The organism is Methylobacterium sp. R2-1 (assembly GCF_014191355.1).
In the GTDB taxonomy this organism is placed as follows: Bacteria; Pseudomonadota; Alphaproteobacteria; order Rhizobiales; family Beijerinckiaceae; genus Methylobacterium.
Map to the genome: position 1 here is coordinate 187,446 of NZ_JACHWM010000014.1, position 15,326 is coordinate 202,771.

At 68.3% G+C, this 15,326-nt stretch carries 18 protein-coding genes and 1 tRNA gene; 11 read left to right on the forward strand and 8 right to left on the reverse strand.

Annotated elements, in window-relative coordinates:
* Window positions 1–28 precede the first annotated feature (28 nt).
* From FHU13_RS19950 to map, 4 genes are all read right to left on the reverse strand, one after another.
* Window positions 29–1,468: a circularly permuted type 2 ATP-grasp protein gene (locus FHU13_RS19950; RefSeq protein ID WP_183437596.1), complete on the reverse strand. Its 1,440-nt coding sequence runs from the start codon at window positions 1,466–1,468 to the stop codon at window positions 29–31.
* A gap of 255 nt (window positions 1,469–1,723) precedes the next feature.
* Window positions 1,724–2,680 carry a hypothetical protein gene (locus tag FHU13_RS19955; RefSeq protein WP_183437597.1) on the reverse strand — a complete coding sequence of 319 codons (957 nt, stop codon included), beginning with the start codon at window positions 2,678–2,680 and terminating at the stop codon, window positions 1,724–1,726.
* Window positions 2,680–3,426 (reverse strand): RadC family protein, encoded by a 747-nt coding sequence (gene radC, locus FHU13_RS19960; RefSeq protein WP_183437598.1) that lies wholly within the window; start codon window positions 3,424–3,426, stop codon window positions 2,680–2,682. Before radC ends, FHU13_RS19955 begins: the two co-directional genes overlap by 1 nt.
* A 14-nt stretch (window positions 3,427–3,440) precedes the next feature.
* A complete protein-coding gene (gene map / locus FHU13_RS19965; RefSeq protein ID WP_183437599.1) occupies window positions 3,441–4,298 on the reverse strand; it encodes a type I methionyl aminopeptidase in 858 nt (285 codons plus the stop codon).
* A gap of 363 nt (window positions 4,299–4,661) precedes the next feature.
* On the opposite strand from map, the gene FHU13_RS19970 reads away from it, so the two are divergent.
* The 4 genes from FHU13_RS19970 (at window position 4,662) to FHU13_RS19985 (ending at window position 7,046) form a co-directional block, all read left to right on the forward strand.
* Window positions 4,662–5,069 carry a VOC family protein gene (locus FHU13_RS19970; RefSeq protein ID WP_183437600.1) on the forward strand — a complete coding sequence of 136 codons (408 nt, stop codon included), beginning with the start codon at window positions 4,662–4,664 and terminating at the stop codon, window positions 5,067–5,069.
* A 387-nt stretch (window positions 5,070–5,456) separates the two neighbouring features.
* Entirely contained in the window at window positions 5,457–5,723 is a 267-nt protein-coding gene (locus FHU13_RS19975; RefSeq protein WP_183437601.1) for a zinc-finger domain-containing protein, read from the forward strand.
* A gap of 14 nt (window positions 5,724–5,737) precedes the next feature.
* Window positions 5,738–6,925 (forward strand): FAD-dependent oxidoreductase, encoded by a 1,188-nt coding sequence (locus FHU13_RS19980; RefSeq protein ID WP_183437602.1) that lies wholly within the window; start codon window positions 5,738–5,740, stop codon window positions 6,923–6,925.
* 34 nt (window positions 6,926–6,959) lie between these two features.
* Window positions 6,960–7,046, forward strand: a tRNA-Leu gene (locus FHU13_RS19985).
* 87 nt (window positions 7,047–7,133) lie between these two features.
* On the opposite strand, the gene FHU13_RS19990 is transcribed toward FHU13_RS19985, so the two are convergent.
* Window positions 7,134–7,613: a DUF992 domain-containing protein gene (locus FHU13_RS19990; protein WP_183437603.1), complete on the reverse strand. Its 480-nt coding sequence runs from the start codon at window positions 7,611–7,613 to the stop codon at window positions 7,134–7,136.
* Between the two features lie 204 nt (window positions 7,614–7,817).
* Between FHU13_RS19990 and FHU13_RS19995 the strand changes: the two genes are divergently transcribed.
* Complete coding sequence (locus FHU13_RS19995; protein ID WP_183437604.1) at window positions 7,818–8,258, forward strand: hypothetical protein; 441 nt, start codon at window positions 7,818–7,820, stop codon at window positions 8,256–8,258.
* Window positions 8,259–8,276: 18 nt separating this feature from the next.
* Here FHU13_RS19995 and FHU13_RS20000 read toward each other — a convergent pair whose 3' ends face one another.
* From FHU13_RS20000 to FHU13_RS20010, 3 genes are all read right to left on the reverse strand, one after another.
* Window positions 8,277–9,389 carry a phosphatase PAP2 family protein gene (locus tag FHU13_RS20000; protein ID WP_183437605.1) on the reverse strand — a complete coding sequence of 371 codons (1,113 nt, stop codon included), beginning with the start codon at window positions 9,387–9,389 and terminating at the stop codon, window positions 8,277–8,279.
* Window positions 9,390–9,480: 91 nt separating this feature from the next.
* The gene (locus FHU13_RS20005; RefSeq protein ID WP_183437606.1) at window positions 9,481–10,734 is read right to left on the reverse strand and encodes a diguanylate cyclase; all 1,254 of its coding nucleotides are present in this window, start codon (window positions 10,732–10,734) and stop codon (window positions 9,481–9,483) included.
* Window positions 10,735–10,844: 110 nt separating this feature from the next.
* A complete protein-coding gene (locus FHU13_RS20010) occupies window positions 10,845–11,225 on the reverse strand; it encodes a hypothetical protein (RefSeq protein WP_183437635.1) in 381 nt (126 codons plus the stop codon).
* Between the two features lie 995 nt (window positions 11,226–12,220).
* Here FHU13_RS20010 and FHU13_RS20015 point away from each other — a divergent pair.
* From FHU13_RS20015 to rpsN, 6 genes are all read left to right on the forward strand, one after another.
* Window positions 12,221–12,760, forward strand: a complete 540-nt coding sequence (locus FHU13_RS20015; RefSeq protein ID WP_183437607.1) for a thermonuclease family protein — start codon at window positions 12,221–12,223, stop codon at window positions 12,758–12,760.
* A gap of 261 nt (window positions 12,761–13,021) precedes the next feature.
* Window positions 13,022–13,303, forward strand: a complete 282-nt coding sequence (locus FHU13_RS20020) for a hypothetical protein (protein WP_183437608.1) — start codon at window positions 13,022–13,024, stop codon at window positions 13,301–13,303.
* A gap of 422 nt (window positions 13,304–13,725) precedes the next feature.
* Window positions 13,726–14,094, forward strand: coding sequence for a 50S ribosomal protein L14 (gene rplN / locus FHU13_RS20025; protein ID WP_012253654.1), 369 nt, complete (start codon window positions 13,726–13,728; stop codon window positions 14,092–14,094).
* The gene (gene rplX / locus FHU13_RS20030; protein ID WP_017485523.1) at window positions 14,094–14,408 is read left to right on the forward strand and encodes a 50S ribosomal protein L24; all 315 of its coding nucleotides are present in this window, start codon (window positions 14,094–14,096) and stop codon (window positions 14,406–14,408) included. The genes rplN and rplX overlap by 1 nt, the downstream gene beginning before the upstream one ends.
* On the forward strand, window positions 14,401–14,967 hold the full coding sequence (gene rplE, locus FHU13_RS20035; protein WP_012454049.1) for a 50S ribosomal protein L5: 567 nt from the start codon (window positions 14,401–14,403) through the stop codon (window positions 14,965–14,967). The genes rplX and rplE overlap by 8 nt, the downstream gene beginning before the upstream one ends.
* A gap of 41 nt (window positions 14,968–15,008) precedes the next feature.
* Window positions 15,009–15,314 carry a 30S ribosomal protein S14 gene (gene rpsN, locus FHU13_RS20040; RefSeq protein WP_012454048.1) on the forward strand — a complete coding sequence of 102 codons (306 nt, stop codon included), beginning with the start codon at window positions 15,009–15,011 and terminating at the stop codon, window positions 15,312–15,314.
* Window positions 15,315–15,326 lie beyond the last annotated feature (12 nt).

The following is a 15,326-nucleotide window of genomic DNA, read 5'->3' on the forward strand; positions in this document are numbered from 1 at the left end:
AGAAATGCAAAACGATCGGGCAAAACGCTCAGGCATCGAGCACCCAGGTGTCCTTGGTGCCGCCGCCCTGGCTCGAATTGACCACCAGCGAGCCCTCCTTCAGCGCGACGCGGGTCAGGCCGCCCGGCACGATGCGGATCTCGTCGGCGCCGGCCAGCACGAAGGGACGCAGGTCGACGTGGCGCGGAGCGACGCCGGAGGCGACGAAGGTCGGGCAGGTGGAGAGCGAGAGCGTCGGCTGGGCGATGAAATTGTCGGGCGCGTGCCGCAGCTTCTTGGCGAACTCGTCGATCTCCCGGCGCGTCGCGTGCGGGCCGACCAGCATGCCGTAGCCGCCCGAGCCGTTGACCTCCTTGACCACGAGATCCTTGAGGTTGTCGATGACGTAGGAGAACGCCTCCGGCTCGCGGCAGCGATAGGTCGGCACGTTGTGCAGGATCGGCTCCTCGCCGGTGAAGAACTTCACGATCTCCGGCATGTAGCTGTAGACGGCCTTGTCGTCCGAGATGCCGGTGCCGACCGCGTTCGAGAGCGTGACATTGCCTCGCTCGTAGGCGTTCATCAGGCCCGGCACGCCGAGCACGGAATCGGGTCGGAAGACGAGCGGATCCAGAAAGTCGTCGTCGAGGCGGCGGTAGATCACGTCGACGCGGCGCGGACCTTCGGTCGTGCGCATGTAGACGACCTCGTCCTTGGTGAAGAGGTCGCCCGCTTCCACCAGCTCGACGCCGAGTTTGTCGGCCAGGAAGGAGTGCTCGTAGAAGGCCGAATTGTAGCGGCCGGGCGTCAGCAGCACCACGGTCGGATCCCGCGTGGCGGAAGCGGGCGCGAGGCTGCGCAGCGTTGCCAGGAGGGCGTCGGGATAGTTCTCGACCGGCGCGACGCGGTGGCGCGAGAACAACTCGGGAAAGAGCCGCATCATCACCTCGCGGTTCTCCAGCATGTAGGAGACGCCGGACGGCGTACGGGCGTTGTCCTCCAGCACGAAGAAGTCGTTCGCGCCGGTGCGCACGATGTCGATGCCGGCGATGTGGACGTAGAGGTCGTGCGGCACGTCGAAGGCCCGCATCTCCATGCGGTAATGCGGGTTTCGGTAAATAAGGTCGGGCGGGATGATTCCGGCCTTGATGCACTCCTCCGCGCCGTAGATGTCATTGATGAAGGCGTTGAGCGCGGTGACCCGCTGCTTGAGGCCGCGCTCCAGGAAGTCCCATTCGGGCTTGGTCAGCACCCGGGGGATGATGTCGAAGGGGATCAGCCGCTCGGTCGATTCGTTGGCACCGTAGACAGCGAAGGTGATGCCGATGCGCCGAAACAGCATTTCGGCCTGGCTGCGGCGGGTGTTGAAGTGCTCCGGCGGCGTCTTGTCGAGCCAGGCCTTGAGGATGTCGTAGGCCTCCCGAACGGCGGCCTGCTCCGGCTGCCCCGCCCCGCCTCCGTTCATCTCGTCGAACGCCGTGAGCGCCATCCGCGCAATTCCCCCTGATGCCTCGTTCGACCGGAGCAAGAGGCAGGCCACCCGGAAGGTTTCCGGCGCGCCCAACTCCGCATCTCCTCAACCTGCCGTGGCAGGCCGCCCCGGCCAGCGGCCCGCGACCCGCTCGGCGGCGGGTTTGCCGGACAATCTGTCATCGATGTAGCGGACGCTTCGCGCGGGCCTATCCCCGCCGCCCCGTCGATTGCGGATGGAGGTGGAGAAAAAGGCGATGCCGAGGGCGGGCTGTCACCATTCGCGCCAGGGCGCGGTGATGTCCTCGCCCTCGCTCCATTCGAAGCCGGCCTCCGTCAGCACGGCGTCGATGAAGACGCCGAGCTCGTCGCGCTCCAGGGTCTCGATCAAGCCGTTCCGGCGATTGAGCCGATTGAGGGAGAGGACGAGACGCTCTGTTTCGCGATGGAGGGCGGGCGCGGAGCGCCGCGCCGCGGCGGACTTCACCGCGTCGAGATAGCGGTGAAGCAGGGCTTCCGCCTCGGCGATGTCGCGCTCGTCCATGTCTGCGTCGGCCGCAGCGGCTCTCTCGCACCAGCGGGTGGTCGGGATCGCCGCGCGCAGGGCCTCGATACGCGGGGCGGAGGCGGGATCGATCCTCCCGCTCATCGCCTTGAGCGAGGCTTTGCGTTCGCGCACCTGTCGTGCGGGGCGGTCGAGCGGAGCGATGTAGACCGCAGCGAGGCGATGCTGCGCCGTCAGCTTCGCGATCACCAGAAGGTCGCCGACCTGATAATCCCAGACGAAGGCGACCGGGCTCTGCCCGGGAAGATCGCCGGAGCGCCCCTTCCGCCGCGGCTTCGCGCTGAGCCTTCCGCTGACCGCCTCGGCCGGATCGCCGAAGTACAGGCCGAACGGCAACGGCCCCCCATAGGCGCGCGACCCTGGCCCCGCGCAATCGGCATCGGAGAAGTCGATGCGGGAAACGATCAGGTCCGCTTCTGTGCCGATCACGACAGAGCGGGGTTCGCCGATCGTCGCGCGGTAGCTGGCGAGCCCCTCGGCCGAGAGGCCGAACCCCGTATCGTCCGGCCGTCCGTAGGCGGCGAAGACGCCCTCGATGAGGGTGTCCGGTTCGGTCGCGCCGTGACGGATCAGACGGGCGACCACCCGCGCGTCGTGAACGGAGCGTCCGAGGAGATCGGCCGGATCGTCTGCGTCCTGATCCGAGTACGGGGCGCCGCGCTCCATTAGATCAGCTTCAACCCCTTCAGGCTCGCATGGCCGTCGCGGCCGAGGATGACGTGGTCGTGCACGACGATCCCGAGGGGATCGAGCACCGAGACGATCTCCCGCGTCATGCGGATGTCGGCTCCTGACGGCGTCGGGTCACCGGAGGGGTGGTTATGGGCCAGGATGATCGCCGTGGAGGCAAGTTCGAGCGCCCGGCGCGCCACCTCGCGGGGATAGACCGGGGTGTGATCGACGGTGCCGCGGCCCTGGACCTCGTCGGCGATCAGGTGGTTGCGCCGGTCGAGGAAGAGCACCCGGAACTCTTCGCGGCCTGAGAAGGCCATGGTGGCGCGCAGATATTCGAGCAGGGCGCTCCACGCGGAGAGCAGCGGGCGGGCGGCAATGGCGCCGCGGGCCAAGCGTCGGCCGGCAGCCTCGATCAGCTTCAAGTCGGCGGCGACGCTGGCGCTGACGCCCTCCACCTCGGCGAGCCGGGCGGGCTCGGCGCTGATCACCTCGGCGAACGAGCCGAACCGGCGGATCAGCGCCTTGGCGAGCGGCTTCACGTCCCGCCGCGGGATCGACCGGAATAGGGCGAGTTCGAGGAGTTCGTAATCCGCCAGAGCGTCGGCGCCGGATTCCGCGAAGCGGGCGCGCAGGCGCTCGCGGTGGCCGTGATAGTGCGGCGTCTCCTCGGCGGAGGTTGGGGCCGACGCCTCGGCGAACCCCGGCAGGGCGGGCGGTTCGGCCTTCCGGCGGACCATCGCCCGGCTGGCCGTCAGTCGGCCTGCGTGCCGTGGTGCGGCTCGAGACCGTGCGGCTTGGGCTGGTCGAGGCCCTTGGGCGAGAGCGTGAAGATCTCGTAGCCGTCTTCCGTCACCGCCACCGTGTGCTCGAACTGCGCCGAGAGCGAGCGATCGCGGGTTACCGCGGTCCAGCCGTCGGAGAGCACCTTCACCGCCGGGCGGCCGAGATTGATCATCGGCTCGATGGTGAAGAACTGGCCGGCTTTCAGCGGCACGTCGTAGCTCGGCTCAACGTAATGCAGGATGGTCGGCGCGTCGTGATAGACGCGGCCCAGTCCGTGGCCGCAGAAATCGCGCACCACCGAGCAGCGTTCGGCTTCCGCGTAGGTCTGGATCGCGCGGCCGATGTCGTTGGTGGATCCGCCCGGCTTGACTGCGCGGATGCCGCGCATCAGCGCCTCGTAGGTGATCTCGCACAGGCGCTGCGCCTTGCGCGGCACTTCGCCGATATAGGCCATGCGGCTCGAATCCCCGTGCCAGCCGTCGAGGATGAGGCAGCAATCGAGGTTGACGATGTCGCCCTCGCGCAGGGGCTTGTCGTTCGGGATGCCGTGGCAGACGACGTGGTTGATCGAGGTGCAGATCGACTTGCGGTAGCCGCGGTAGAACAGCGAGGCCGGGTAGGCGCCGTGGTCCATGCCGAACTCGAAGGCGAGCTTGTCGAGATATTCCGTCGTCACGCCGGGCTGGGCGGCCTCGACCAGGAGGTCGAGCGCTTCCGCCGTGAGGCGGCCGGCGCGGCGCATGCCCTCGAATCCTTCCGGGCCGTGGATCGGCGGCTCCGGGGCGCGGCGCCCGCCTTCGGCGACGGCTTGCTCTTCACGGCTCATGGGATTCGGGCGCTTTGGCGGAGATTCGAAGCTGAAGTCCGTCTTACGCCGCCGCACGGCCGGCGCCAACCCGACCGCACGCCTCACCCAGGACCATCGCTTGGAAGCGATCGCCCTCGGAACAAGCCCGGGACGCCTTGATGCGGCAACGGCTTCTGCTACATGGCGTTCCGCCTAAAAAGACAGCGATGCAGGTATGGTGACAACCTGCGGTCTCCCCGGAGACAGTCACGCTTGAGCGGGTAACGCCGCTCTTGGCCTTGGCCGGACACAGCATGGAGCCTCCTCCATGCGCGTGATCGGTCATGGTTGCCGAAAGCCCAGGTCGATCCGTGTCCGTTTCTCGGACGAAAGGGCACGACCATGAAGCTGAACCACATCAATCTCTACAGCCACGACATCAAGGCCGATCGGGCGATGTTCGAGCATTACTTTGGCCTGCGCACGCTCGTCGTGCGCGGCGACGTGATGGGGATCATGCAGGACGATGACGGGCTGGTACTGATCGTCAATCATTTCGAGAAGAAGCTCAGAGGCTTCGACTATCCCGAGCAGCTCGACATCCTGCACATCGGTTTCATCCTTGAGTCGCGTGAGGCCGTCGATGCCCTGCACGCCAGCCTGCATGCGGACGGCTGGGAGGCGCAGGCGCCGCACGACACGCACGGCGCTTGGTCCTTCTATTTCCGAGCCAAGGGCGGCTATTTCGTCGAGGTCACGACCCGCACTCCGATCCGCCCGGAAGAAGCCTGGAAGGGGGATCGCCGGTAGGATGTCTCATGGTCGGTGGAGCGATCCGCCGACCATTCACCGAGGGGTTGCCGCAGCAGCCTGTCGGCGTCCTCCCAATTTAGAGCGCCACGCAAAACTCCCGGCCCCTGACCGTTCTCGCTTTGGCGACGACAGCGCGGCGGGCGTTTCGTGAGAGATACCCAGAGCATCGTCCCGAAAGGTGACCACCGGCTTTCGGAAAAGACGATGCAAAAACAAGAAGCGAGAGCATCGGTTTGGCGACGGTCGCGGGCGCGGAGCAAATGGCGGCTTCGGGCCGCATTCCACCCTCCGCGGTCCATCACACGGTCAGGCTTGCCGGGGGTGGACCCTAGGCTTCAAGCCGCGAACGCGCTAGACCACGGCCTCCGTTTTCAGGGACGTGCGATGGCTGACAAGGCGGTTCCCCACTTCCACAACCAGGCCGGCGTGACCGTGATCGCAGTGGGCTCGAAGGAGTTCATGTGCATCGGGGCGCTGCCGCCGTTTGATCATCCGCACGTCTTTCTCGACATGGGCAGCGACACCGAGATCATCTGCCAGTACTGCTCGACCCTGTTCCGCTACGACCCGAAGCTGAAATCGGGCACGGCGGAGCCGGCCGAGTGCGTGTGGCACGACGAGGCGCCCGCAGAGGCACCCAAGGCGGCCTGAGAGGCTTCGCCCACGTGGCGGCGCTCTCCATCGTCATCGTCGGTGCGGGCATCGGCGGCCTCACCGCAGCGCTGGCGCTCTCCGCGGCCGGTCATTCCGTCACGCTGATCGAGCGCCGCACCGGGTTCTCAGAGGTCGGCGCCGGCCTCCAGCTCTCGCCGAACGCCAGCGCGGTGCTGATCGGCCTCGGCCTCGGCGCGGCCCTGCGCCGGGCGGGTGACGAGCCGCCGGGCGTCACGGTGCGCGCGCTGGCCTCCGGCCACGTCATCGGCGGCATCCGTCTCGGACCAAGCATGCGCGAGCGCCACGGCGCGCCCTACTACGTGCTGCACAGGGCCGATCTGCAAACCATCCTGCTCGACGCCGTGCGCGGGCGCCCCGGCATCCGTCTCTGCGTCGGGCGCGAGGTGTCGGACATCGAAGAGGCTGCGGACGGAGTCAGCCTGACGATGCGCAGCATCGACGGCGACCGCAGCGAGTGCCTGCGCGCCGATCTCGTCGTCGGCGCCGACGGGGTGCGCTCGACCCTGCGCCGACACTTCGACACACGCCCGTTGCGGCTCCACCGGCAAGCGGCGTGGCGGGCCGTGATTCCGCGCGAAGCGGCACCCGAGGCGCTTCAAGGCAATGAGACCGGGCTCTGGCTCGGGCGCAAGCGGCACGTGGTCCATTACCCGATCAACGGCGGCAAACGGCTCAACGTCGTGGCGATCGTCCCCGAGCGCGAGGGCGACGAGGATTGGGGCCGGCTCGGCGATCCGGCGGTCCTGCGCGACCATTTTCCCGACGCGGCCGGTCCGCTGACGGAGCTGCTGAGCCTGCCCGACACCTGGGTGGTGTGGTCGCTGGTGGACCGCCCGGCGGTGCGACCGGTGGCGCGGGGCCGGATCGCGCTTCTGGGCGACGCCGCCCATCCGGTGCTGCCGTTCCTGGCTCAGGGCGCGGCGCTCGCCATCGAGGACGCGGCGGTGCTGGCGGCGAGCCTGTCGGCCCAGGCGAGCGTGCCCGAGGCGCTGGCGGCCTACGCCGCAGTGCGCCAGCCCCGCGTGCGCGCGGTGCAGCGGGCCGCCCGCCGCAACGGCCGCGTCTATCACGCCGGCCGCCTGATCGGCTTCGCCCGGGACACGGTGATGCGCCGCCTGGGGCCGGAGGGTATGAGTAACCGCTACGCCTGGATCTACGGCTGGCGCCCGCCCGCTTGATCTGGCTCCGCCGGACGGCTACCGCTGCCCGGATGCGGACGTGGCGAAACCGGTAGACGCACGAGACTTAAAATCTTGCGGCCGCAAGGCTGTGCGGGTTCGAGTCCCGCCGTCCGCACCAGGGGATTGAGACAGCCTCCTCGAAGCGTCATGCGCTTGGCGCCGGCCGCCCGGCCCGATCCCCGTCCCTGCAAACAGACCCTGCCCTTCAGCGCGTCATGCCCGGCTCAGCCGCCGCGAGCTGGACCCGAGGCTGGGCCAGAGCGAACTTCGCGCTCGACTGCCCGGAGTGACTGAGGAGCTGAAGAATGGCTGTGCGGCCAACCAGTTCGGGCTTGGCGGCAGGCTGGCTCTGCGGCGCCGTGAAATTGTCGGCGAGCATGCCCGGCCGGGAGAAGCCGCCCTTGGTCAGCACCCGCCACGTCACCTTCTGCGCGGTCTCCAGCTCTGCCGTGGTGGCCGCCGGGGAGAAGACCGCCACGTAGCTCTGACGGAAGCCGCCGCGCTCCGCCGCGAAGGTGCAATCCGCGACAGGCGTGCGCCCGAACACGAGGCTGGCCTCGGGCTTGGTCACGCAGGTGAGGATGCCGGCGGTCTGCTGGGCGGGCGACTCGGACCCGAGGCCGTGAGCATAGGCAGCCCCCGCAGCGAGGATGCCGACGGTGAAGGCGAGAGTGAGTGACCGCATGGGAGCCCCCTTGGCTGTTGGTGTTGGTTGGTCGCTTCGCATTGAAACGTTGCGTTAACCGTGAGGGGGCGTCGTTGCGGGCGTATTCCGTCGATTGTTGCGTGGGCATAAGGCAGTGCTGGAGGTGACGCGGAAACGCGCTCTCCACAGGGCTTGCGGGACCCACGCTCGACGCAGCCGGCCAAGCCATGCGAGCCTCGCCCGGTGTCGATCACCAAGCCTCAACTCTGCGCGCAGCTCACCGACGCGCCCGACGTTCCGGAGCGTGAACGCGTCGCGGCGTTCCTCCGCGATCCGGCCACGAAACTCATCGAGAACCCGTTCTCGGCGACCCGCGCCGCCGCGGCGCGCAACACCTGGGCGGGCAGGAGCTTCGACTTCCGTGTCATGGGTATCGAGACCGCCGGCCTGTCCGACATGGTGAGCGCGCTGGCCGCGCTTCCGGTCGCGGAACCGCTCATCGAGGAAGTCGCCCGGTCCGGCCCGCACACCGCGTCCATCGTCCTTAGCGCGGACCGCACCCGCGTGATCGGCGTGGCCCTCTACGGCAAGCCGGGCATCCCGCTCCCGCGCTTCGTCGCACGCCGGCCCCGTCGCCGCTCGGTGGCCTCGGCCCAGCTCGACTTGTTCGCCGATCTTCGCTGAGTCGCTTACGCGCTCCCCTTACCCGCCTCCGGCCGGGGCGGAGCGTCTCGCATCGATCGCGCGTATCCCAGAGGGTGGGCCGGAGACCGGTCCCACCTTTCGGCTCAACCGCACAGCAAGCGCCCCGCGTCCCGACTCGATCGAACGCCCATGCCGGACGCGGTGGCACGTCACCAGAAAAACCCCCATCAGCGTCCCGGCCAGCACGTCCGGCAGGTAATGCCCGCCCGCGCCGAGCGTGGCGACGATGATCGCACCGTTGAGAAGGAGGGCGAGCGGTCCGATCACCGGGACCGGGGCGAGCGCCCATGCGGTGAGGACCGCGAGGCAGGCGTGGAAGGAGGGGAAGGTGACGAGGCCGCGAATCTCCGAGAGCGCGATCGTCGGCAGCGTGCCGTCACGTAGGGCGTGCAGCGCCTCGAGATGCCAGAGGGCGCCGACCGTTTCGAGATGTCCCTGCGGATAGGCCTGCGGCGCGTAGAAGGCGTAGGGGCCGACCGCCGGAAACAGGGCCGAGACCGCGATGGAGGCGAGCAGCGCCAGCGTGAACAGGCGGGCATAGGCCCAGAGGCGAGCGACCCGCGACACCGCGCTCAGGGCGATGACGACGAGGCCGACCTGAGGACCGCTCGAATGGTAGGCGAGCGCCAGCCACCGCGACAGACCGGGATGGTCGGCGAGGAGACCGACCCAGCCGCGCCAGTCGAATCCCAAAATCGACTCGACATGCGCGAGAACAGGATCGGCGAGGGGCAACGCCAGCGTCGCGCTGAGGTAGTGCAGGAGGGCCGCCGCGGTGGTGAAGGCGGCAAGATAGGCGCTCGACAGGGCCATGGCCCGCAGCTTCGGCTCCGGCTTGACGGCGCTGAACAGCAGGGCGAGCCCGAGCAGGACGGCTACCGCGGCGGACACGGCGAGGAGACCGGGCCAAGCGACGCCGATTCCGGTGACGGCGAGCCAGAGGGCATCGAGCCCGACCAGAACGCCGACGAGTGCCCAATATCCGGAGCCGGGTGCGGCGAGTCCCGCGCTCGGCCGCCGCGAGCCCGTGCCGGCCGGTGGGCCGAAGGGTCGGGTGGTCAGCGGGCCAGCCACCGCTGGGCCGGCCCCGCGTTCCTCGTCGAGCAGCATCCGTTCGTCACTCCTTCCGGCGCGCGCCCCTTGGGCCGCCCCGGACGGGAAGACGCGGCAACGCCCGCTTTGGTTCGGAACGCGGGCCTTTTCAGGCGGAAGGGAGAGCGGTGTGGGCGCGCGCCTTGCTCGCTACCGGCCGGTTCGCGTTCGCGGCGGGCATGAAGCTCTCCACACGGTTCCGGCCCTCGTTCTTGGCCGCGTAGAGCGCGAAATCGGCGGCCCTCAACAGATCGGAGGCCTGGATGCCGAAATCCCGCGTGCGTCCCCGCGCGGCGGTGACGCCGACGCTCACGGTCAGCGGCGTTTCCGCGGACAGCCCCGGATGGCGGATGGCGAGATCGGCGATGGCCGCTCGGATCGCTTCACCCGCGATCCGCGCCGCGGACGGTTCGGCGCCCGGCAGCAGAACCGCGAACTCCTCGCCGCCGTAGCGCGCCGCGAGACCGCCATGGGCCTCGACGGAGGCTTGGAGCGCCGCCGCTACCGCCACCAGACAGTGATCGCCCTCGGCATGCCCGGCCGTGTCGTTCAAGAGCTTGAAGTGATCGATATCGATGAGGATCACGCCCAGCCACGCATCCTGCTCGGCGGCGAGACCCCAGGCAGCCTCCAGCCGTTCGGTGAAATGGCGGCGGTTCGACAGGGTCGTCAGCGAATCGGTCTCCGAGAGCACGGTGAGCCGCGCGTTGGCGCGGGCGAGCGCCTCGGCCTGAAGCTTGACCCGCAGGCCGATCAGAAAGGTTTTCCGAGCCTCCCATTCCCGCGAGTAGCAGAGCTTCAGCGGCACCAGGATCAGCCCGGAGACCAGCAGGGGCAGGCCACTGCGCTCCGCAGTGCACAGCCCGAGGCCCAGAACGAGGCCGACATAGAGGGCGAAGGAGCAGCCGCAGAACCACAGGCTGTGCCGGAACGGCAGCGGTGCGATCAGCCCCACCACCAGCGGAACGATCGTGGCGATGATGATGTAGACGTCGGTGTGCGGGGCTGGCGCGAGGCGCGCGCTGTTGAGGACGACGACGATGTCGACGAGCGCCGTTGCGAGGACGGCGCCGGAGATCCGCACCATCGTCGGCCGCCCCCGCAGGGAGGCGATCGCCGCCAGCGCAACCGGGCAGAACACACCGAGCGTCATCGCCAGCGGCACGACGAAGCCCTCCGGACCGAAGACTTCGCGGTCCATCACGAGGGAGAGGATGTTGAACAGGGTGAAGACGGCGAGCCAGGACTGCACGTAGAAGCCGTCCTGACGAGCCGTCTCGATACGGTACTGCGCTTCGAGCACATCCGGCAGCGTGAGCCGGTACCAGGGGCGGCTCAGGCCGGCTTCGATCGGCTGTAGCATCGATGCGCCAAGTCAAGCCTCTGCTGTTCAAGCGTTACCGTATGAGGCCGAGTCCGCTCAATGCCGAATGTCAATCGGGATGCGCGGAAGTGTGTGTCATCCACGCCTTGTCACTGGTTCGGTGGCGCTGAAACCGGATCGCCGGCTAGGCCGTACCCGCGCTTGGCCGCAGCGCGGTTGACGATGCCGAAGCGCAGGACCGTCTCCTCCAGGTAGTCGATCGCCCTGACGAGACCGCGGCGCGCCCGATCCCACTCGTCCGCCTCGGCATCTTCGGGCGTCTCGGCCAGCGTCACGGATGCGATCAGCACACGGTCGCGCTCGTCCTCGATCCGCCGGTCGCGCTCGACATGGCCGCGCACGTCGGCATCGAAGGCGGCGATCACCGCCCAGGGCAAGTCGTCCTTCCGACCGCCCGCCGGGAAGGCGGCCGCGAGACGCCGGGCCTCCGCCGCCGCTGCGCGCATCAGATCTGCCAAGTTCTCCGCCACCCTGCCTGTCTCCTCGCCCCAGGCGGGCACGCGCCCGGCCTCGATTCCTGCCAACGCCGCCAGCGCCACTCCCGTTCGGAGAGGCCGCGTTGTCGACATCGCGGCGCCCCCCTCGTCCCGCCACGCTTGACCTGCCTCGCCTGGCGCGGACAGATCGGCGGTGAGGCTGAGACGATCCACCTGCCTCGATCCGTCCAGTTCCGACGAGGCACGCAGAGGTTCAACGCGCAGATCAGGGCATCGGCGATTTCAGCGCCATGATCCTGCACGAAACCCCACCAAGACGCCCTTGATTGCGCCTTATTGCCTTCACACTCAGCGCCGATCTGCACTTTCCCCGCCCCAGGGGAGCGAAGACCAGTATCGGCAGCGGTGATGTTTGATTTCGAGAACCTGCCCTCATGGGCCCGTCGTCGCCTGGACCGGCACATCGCGCGCGGTGGCACGGGGCTGGTCGTGCGCTGGATCTCCGTGCCGGTCGGGCGTGTGAGCAAGAGCGCGGACGCGGATCAGGTCTCGCAAGCCTCTGGACCGGAAGGCGGCGCGTCGGAGACCCCCCCTCAACGCTCGCGCTCACCGAACGGTTTGGGGGCATTGCCGTCCGGTGGGCGCGGGCGACCGGCGGACGCATCGGCCGGCGACGCGGAGGATAGGGTTGACGCGCCGCTCCGACAGAGGCGGCCGATACAATCGTTGTCCGAACGCGCCGGAACCGCGGCTCTTGGTTGAGGGGCCGTAACCGAGCTGTCAGCCGGCGAGGCCGGCCTGCGACGAGCGATGCGGCACCGGCATGACGCCACGACATGCCGCCGGCCACGAAATGGGCATAAGCCCTGCTTTAGGTTTTCCGACATAGGCTCGCTCCCCGGCAGAAGCTCGGCGCCGGGGAGATTGAGCGCTTGGTCGGACACGTGGAGGACAGACACGTGACAGACTTCGGCAGAGCAACCGGCCGGCACCTCCGCAGGGAAGCGTCGGAAACCCATGGTGTTTCGATGAGACGAACGGGATTACTCGGCCTCAGCTTCATCCTCCTCGCCGCAGCCGGCGCGCGCGACATCAGCCCTTCTCACGCCAGCGAGAGCGTGAGCGGGCGACCGCGGATCCTGAGCGGCGACACGCTGGTCGTGGGCGGCCGCATAATCGGCCTCTACGGCGTGGCGGCGCCAAGCCTCAAGCAGACCTGCCTGAACGCCAAGGGCCAGAATTACGCCTGCGGCGCCTCGTCGGCCCAGGCGCTCGCAGCGCACCTGAAGGACGCGACCGTCACCTGCCAGATCCGCGAGACGGACAGCTACGGCCGTGCGCTCTCCGTCTGCCACCGGGACAAAGAGGATTTGAGCGCCTGGATGGCCGAGAAGGGGTTCGCCATGGCCGAACGGGGCGGAAAGGCTGCCTATGTCGGCGCAGAGACCGTCGCATGGGGCAAGCGCCTCGGCCTCTGGGCGGGCTCCTTCGAGGATCCGACCGGGCGGCCGCGGACGAGCTACTCGAAGGCCAACACGGTGGCCGACGCCCAGCCCGAGACGTATTGAGGGCCCCCGCGGATCGAGGCGAGGACGGAGGCGGTATCCGAGAGACGCCTTCGAGAGCGCGGGTGCGTCTCCGCACGGGACCGGCCGACGCATCGCCGCCGCGCCGCTTGCGGCCGGCGCGCACCGGTGTCAACTAGATCGCTCAGGCGCGCGGCAGGGACGTCGCCCCGATGTCGAGTCGGAGGTCATCCTTCGCGCCACACTGTGCCTGCCCGGGCCCGTCGGCACCGGTGGCCCGCGCCAGGGAGTGATTGAGAAGCCATGCGTCGCCCGATCGCCGTCTCCGCCCTCCTGCTCACCGGCCTCATGGCCGCCGTCCCGGCCCTCGGCCAGGATGCGGGCGATACCCGGCTCAGCCCGACCGGGCGCACGGTCACGACGACGGGGCAGACCAAGCCGCCGGCGCCGGGCGCTCCGCAGGGCCAAGTGTCTCCGGCCTCCCAGGACCAGATGCTCAAGGCCCAGCGCGCCGCGCAGGCGCGCGACAAGGCCTGGGATGCCAAGATGAACAAGACCATGGGCTCGATCTGCAAGGGCTGCTGACGACAGCCACCGACCGGCGCAACCGAACCAGCTCAATCCGCATCACCCGCTCCGCGACGACCCCACGCGGACGACGCCGTCGCAGCATCCGCAAGGGCGTATGGCAGGGTTTCAGCCGGCGTCCGCGCCGGCACATTTCACCCTTGAAACCCCACCGCGTGCGGCCCGCCGGCCGGGATCGCCACGCGATTTCGCATCACTCCAGGCTTGCACGCCGCACGCGTCCGTAGTATCGGGCACGCCTTCGCGACAGTCCTTGGGATGTTCGCATCCCTTCGTACGCGGTGACCGCGCCGGCGTTTCCACGCCGATAGCGCGGTCTCTCACATGAGCCGGGGACATCAGATCCCCATCAGGCGTCGTCCGCCGGGCAATACCGTCCGTGTGCGGAAACCCGCCTGAAACAAGGAAAGGTCACTCCCGTGATCCAGATGCAGACGAATCTGGACGTCGCCGACAATTCGGGTGCGCGCCGCGTGATGTGCATCAAGGTACTCGGCGGGTCGAAGCGCAAGTATGCCGGCGTCGGCGACATCATCGTCGTCTCCGTCAAGGAGGCGATCCCGCGCGGCCGCGTGAAGAAGGGCGACGTCATGAAGGCGGTCGTCGTGCGCACGGCCAAGGACGTGAAGCGCGCCGACGGTTCGGTGATCCGCTTCGACAAGAACGCCGCCGTTCTGATCAACAATCAGAAGGAGCCGGTCGGCACCCGCATCTTCGGGCCGGTGCCGCGCGAGCTGCGCGCCCGCAACCACATGAAGATCATCTCGCTCGCTCCTGAGGTGCTGTGATGGCCGCCAAGATCAAGAAGGGCGACACGGTCGTCGTTCTCACCGGTCGCGACGCGGGTCGCTCCGGCGAGGTCATCCAGGTCATGCCGAAGGACGGCAAGGCCTTCGTGCGCGGCGTCAACCTGGTGAAGAAGCACCAGAAGCAGACGCAGAACGCCGAGGGCGGGATCATCTCGAAGGAGGCTGCCATCCAGCTCTCCAACCTCGCGTTTCAGGACGTGAACGGTAAGCCGACCCGCGTGGGTTTCCGCATCCTCGAAGACGGACGCAAGGTCCGGTTCGCCAAGACCACGGGGGATCAGATCGATGGCTGAGGCCGACAAGAACGCCTACGTCCCGCGTCTGCGCAAGCACTACGACGAGGTCGTCCGGCAGAAGCTGATCGAGCAGTTCGGGTACAAGAACCCGATGCAGGTCCCGCAGATCGAGAAGATCGTCATCAACATGGGCGTCGGCGAGTCCACCGCGGACTCGAAGAAGGCCACCGTTGCGGCGGGCGACCTCGCGCTCATCGCCGGCCAGAAGCCGGTCATCACCCGCGCCCGCAAGGCGATCGCGACCTTCAAGGTCCGCGAGGGCATGCCGATCGGCTGCAAGGTGACCCTGCGCAAGGCTCGCATGTACGAGTTCATGGACCGCCTGATCACGATCGCGCTGCCGCGCGTTCGCGACTTCCGCGGCCTGAACCCGCGTTCCTTCGATGGCCGCGGCAACTATGCCATGGGCCTCAAGGAGCACCTCGTGTTCCCGGAGATCTCCTACGACAAGGCGGAGCAGACCTGGGGCATGGACATCGTCGTTCAGACGAGCGCCACCACGGACGAAGAGGCCAAGGCTCTCCTCGCCCATTTCAAATTCCCGTTCCGGCAGTAAGCGGCGGCAACGTCGCTTAGACGCGGACACTGGAGACAGACATGGCTAAGAAAAGCTCAGTCGAGAAGAACAACCACCGCAAGGAACTGGTGAAGCGCTTCGCCGAGAAGCGTAAGGCCCTCCTCGCCATCGCCAACGATGAGTCCCGTGAGATGGAGGAGCGCTTCGAGGCGCGCCTGAAGCTCGCGGAACTGCCGCGCAACTCGTCGGCCACCCGCATCCGCAACCGCTGCGAGATGACCGGCCGTCCGCGGGCCTACTACCGTAAGCTCGGCATCTCGCGCGTGGCTCTGCGTGAGCTCGGCAACCGGGGTCTCATCCCCGGCCTCGTGAAGTCCAGCTGGTAAGGGGAGGCATCC

Excerpts from the sequence above, each read along its gene's own strand:
- FHU13_RS19950 (WP_183437596.1), bottom strand. The coding sequence starts at position 1,468 with ATGGCGCTCACGGCGTTCGACGAGATGAACGGAGGCGGGGCGGGGCAG.
- FHU13_RS19955 (WP_183437597.1), bottom strand. The coding sequence starts at position 2,680 with ATGGAGCGCGGCGCCCCGTACTCGGATCAGGACGCAGACGATCCGGCC.
- radC (WP_183437598.1), bottom strand. The coding sequence starts at position 3,426 with ATGGTCCGCCGGAAGGCCGAACCGCCCGCCCTGCCGGGGTTCGCCGAG.
- map (WP_183437599.1), bottom strand. The coding sequence starts at position 4,298 with ATGAGCCGTGAAGAGCAAGCCGTCGCCGAAGGCGGGCGCCGCGCCCCG.
- FHU13_RS19970 (WP_183437600.1), top strand. The coding sequence starts at position 4,662 with ATGAAGCTGAACCACATCAATCTCTACAGCCACGACATCAAGGCCGAT.
- FHU13_RS19975 (WP_183437601.1), top strand. The coding sequence starts at position 5,457 with ATGGCTGACAAGGCGGTTCCCCACTTCCACAACCAGGCCGGCGTGACC.
- FHU13_RS19990 (WP_183437603.1), bottom strand. The coding sequence starts at position 7,613 with ATGCGGTCACTCACTCTCGCCTTCACCGTCGGCATCCTCGCTGCGGGG.
- FHU13_RS20000 (WP_183437605.1), bottom strand. The coding sequence starts at position 9,389 with ATGCTGCTCGACGAGGAACGCGGGGCCGGCCCAGCGGTGGCTGGCCCG.
- FHU13_RS20005 (WP_183437606.1), bottom strand. The coding sequence starts at position 10,734 with ATGCTACAGCCGATCGAAGCCGGCCTGAGCCGCCCCTGGTACCGGCTC.
- FHU13_RS20015 (WP_183437607.1), top strand. The coding sequence starts at position 12,221 with ATGAGACGAACGGGATTACTCGGCCTCAGCTTCATCCTCCTCGCCGCA.
- FHU13_RS20020 (WP_183437608.1), top strand. The coding sequence starts at position 13,022 with ATGCGTCGCCCGATCGCCGTCTCCGCCCTCCTGCTCACCGGCCTCATG.
- rplX (WP_017485523.1), top strand. The coding sequence starts at position 14,094 with ATGGCCGCCAAGATCAAGAAGGGCGACACGGTCGTCGTTCTCACCGGT.
- rplE (WP_012454049.1), top strand. The coding sequence starts at position 14,401 with ATGGCTGAGGCCGACAAGAACGCCTACGTCCCGCGTCTGCGCAAGCAC.
- rpsN (WP_012454048.1), top strand. The coding sequence starts at position 15,009 with ATGGCTAAGAAAAGCTCAGTCGAGAAGAACAACCACCGCAAGGAACTG.